The organism is Kamptonema sp. UHCC 0994 (genome assembly GCF_029167235.1).
Taxonomy (GTDB): Bacteria; Cyanobacteriota; Cyanobacteriia; order Cyanobacteriales; family Microcoleaceae; genus Kamptonema.
This window is the reverse complement of the sequence record NZ_JARFTR010000188.1, coordinates 1-2,667: the sequence shown is the minus strand read 5'-3', so window position 1 is coordinate 2,667 and position 2,667 is coordinate 1. Positions and strand designations below refer to the sequence as shown.

The 2,667-nt window shown below is 46.7% G+C and carries 2 protein-coding genes; one reads left to right on the top strand and one right to left on the bottom strand.

Annotation, left to right across the window (positions count from 1 at the left end; all coding sequences use genetic code 11):
• Positions 1-115: 115 nt before the first annotated feature.
• Positions 116-1,483: a lipid-A-disaccharide synthase-related protein gene (locus PY364_RS17035; protein WP_275524268.1), complete on the top strand. Its 1,368-nt coding sequence runs from the start codon at positions 116-118 to the stop codon at positions 1,481-1,483.
• A 331-nt stretch (positions 1,484-1,814) separates the two neighbouring features.
• Here the strand turns inward: PY364_RS17035 and PY364_RS17030 are convergent, their stop codons facing one another.
• A complete protein-coding gene (locus tag PY364_RS17030) occupies positions 1,815-2,600 on the bottom strand; it encodes a 2-phosphosulfolactate phosphatase family protein (protein ID WP_275524267.1) in 786 nt (261 codons plus the stop codon).
• Positions 2,601-2,667: the final 67 nt, after the last annotated feature.

Here is a 2,667-nt window from a genome sequence, read left to right as displayed (position 1 = left end):
GGATGGCGGCGTTACGTAATCGTGAGTAAGTCCTGGACAAGTATTTAGCGCAATGACAAATATTTAGATGGTTCGAGACTGAGATATACTTCATAAATATAGGAGAATATTATTAGTGAATACGAAATTAAAATTACTCTGCCTTAGTAATGGTCACGGTGAAGATGCGATCGCCGTTCGCATCTTACGGGAACTACAAAAACATCCCCATCCACCAGAATTAGCTGTCTTACCTTTAGTAGGCGAGGGACAAGCTTACTCTCAATTAGAAAATGTTCCCATTATCGGCCCCGTACAGCGGATGCCTTCGGGAGGGTTCATTTACATGGATGGCCGCCAATTGGTGCGCGATGTCAATTCGGGCTTATTACAATTAACCTTAGCTCAGTTTAAAACTATTCGTGCTTGGGCAAAACAGGGTGGCTCGATCTTAGCAGTCGGAGATATTGTCCCACTATTATTTGCCTGGTTGAGCGGTGTTCCCTACGCTTTCGTGGGAACAGCCAAATCGGAATATTATTTACGAGACGAGGAGGGGCCCCTACCGCATCGATCGCGGGTGCAGGGTTGGGAGGGGTGGTCGGGATCGGTTTACTTGCCTTGGGAACGCTGGTTGATGAGTAGGAGGCGCTGCAAGGCTGTTTTTCCGAGGGATGCGCTGACGGCTGAGACTTTGCAACGATTTCGGATTCCAGCCTACAATTTAGGCAATCCGATGATGGATGATTTGCTCTCTGACAATGCTGAGCCAGCATTTTACGGGGGTGATATGGAAATCCGGGAGAAACAGCGATCGCTTGTTATCGTACTCCTACCTGGTTCGAGAGCACCAGAAGCTTATGCCAATTGGGAGTTAATTGTTCAGGCGGTAGCGAAGGTGGCTGATATTTTTCGCGATCGCCATTTGCTCTTTTTGGGTGCGATCGCTCCTAACTTAAGTTTAGAAGCTTTATGTCCTCCTCTGGAATCCTCTGGCTGGGAACAGGAAGGGGGAGGAGTACGAGAAAGAGGAAGCAGAGGAGCGGGGGAGCAAGGAAGTATTTTACAATTGCCTGTAGCTAATCCTAAGTTACCAGTAGCAAAACCTAAATTACCGATGGCATTTAAGAATAGAAATGCGTCGCTAATTTTGACTCAACAAAGTTTTAGCGATTGTTTGAATCAAGGAGATTTTGCGATCGCGATGGCGGGAACTGCAACTGAGCAATTTGTTGGTTTAGGAAAACCTGCGATCGCAATTCCCGGAAGTGGCCCCCAGTTTACTTATGCTTTTGCTGAAGCTCAAAGTCGCCTCTTAGGGCCATCGCTAATTTTAGTGAAACATCCCGCAGAAGTTCCTAGTGTAATTCAATCCTTACTCCGCGATCCCGATCGATTGCAACTCATTGCTGAAAATGGCTTGCGTCGCATGGGAGAACCAGGAGCCGCTAGGCGAATTTCTGCTTGTTTAGTTGAGAAGAAGGGGCTAGGGGCTAGGGGCTAGGGGCTAGGGAAGAGAGGGGGAGATGGGGAGGATGGGGAGGAAAGATTAGGACTTATGCACCCAACCAAAGAAACCGGGTTTTTTGACGAAAATACTTAGTTTTGACGCACAGATTCTTTCAAAAACCCGGTTTCTGGGACGACCTGCGTAAGTCCTATATACATATTTTGTCATTGCGAACGCAGTGAAGCAATCGCAAAGGCTTTTTGAGATTGCTTCACTACGTTCGCAATGACTATACAGAAGCAATCAAGCTTAATAATAACCATTACCAATTACCAATTAGTAATTAGCCATTAGCCATTAGCAATTAGCCATTAGCCATTAGCCATTAGCTTTTTTGTGCAGTCTGAAGCCAAAATTCTGCCTTCGGAATTTTGGCATCTGACTTGACCAAAACTCCAATTTCTCGTTGGATGGGGACTGTATCTAAAATATCGATTTGAGAGCAATATTTCAAATCTTGAAAGACTCCAAGACCAAGAAGTCGTTTGCCATGACTAGCATGGTTCATCAATTCGTAAAGTTGATCTTTCCACTGCAAATAAAGCGCGATCGCGGCATATACTTCATCATTCCCAGCAAATTCGTTTGGCGGAGTACCGCTTTCTGCAAGTAGCATTTCTGCGATCGCACCTGCACAAACGGTATCTTCCAGGGAAAAACTACCTTCCCAACCAGAACCAATAATCCAAATAGTTTTTGGTTGTTTGATTAGAAGATACTGGACTACAGCGCGGCGGTTGATTAATGCTGCTGCTAAAACTGTTTTGGCGGCTTGTACTCGTTGGAGAGCGCGAGTACCATTAGTGGTACTGATAAATAGCCGCTTACCTTGAACGCGATCGGGGGTACAGTCAAGAGGTGAGTTACCCATGTCACAGCCTTCTACTTTCGCACCGCCGCGCTCGCCAGCACGGATACGCTTCGGTGCAGGCCATTTTTCGCTTTCCTGCATCAGTTTGTCAATGTCGCTGAAGACTTGGACTGCTTCGGCTCCATTGTTAAGAGCGGTTGCCATTGTGGTAGTGGCGCGGAGCACATCAACTGCGATCGCGCAGTCGGGTACTTTGTCCGTTGGAGTGAGTTCGGGGGTGTGGTAAATATAAAGCTGCACTGGTGGGGATGCCTGTTATTGATACTGCTGAAAACTATTTTAAACGTAACGCCGCCCTCTGGGCGGT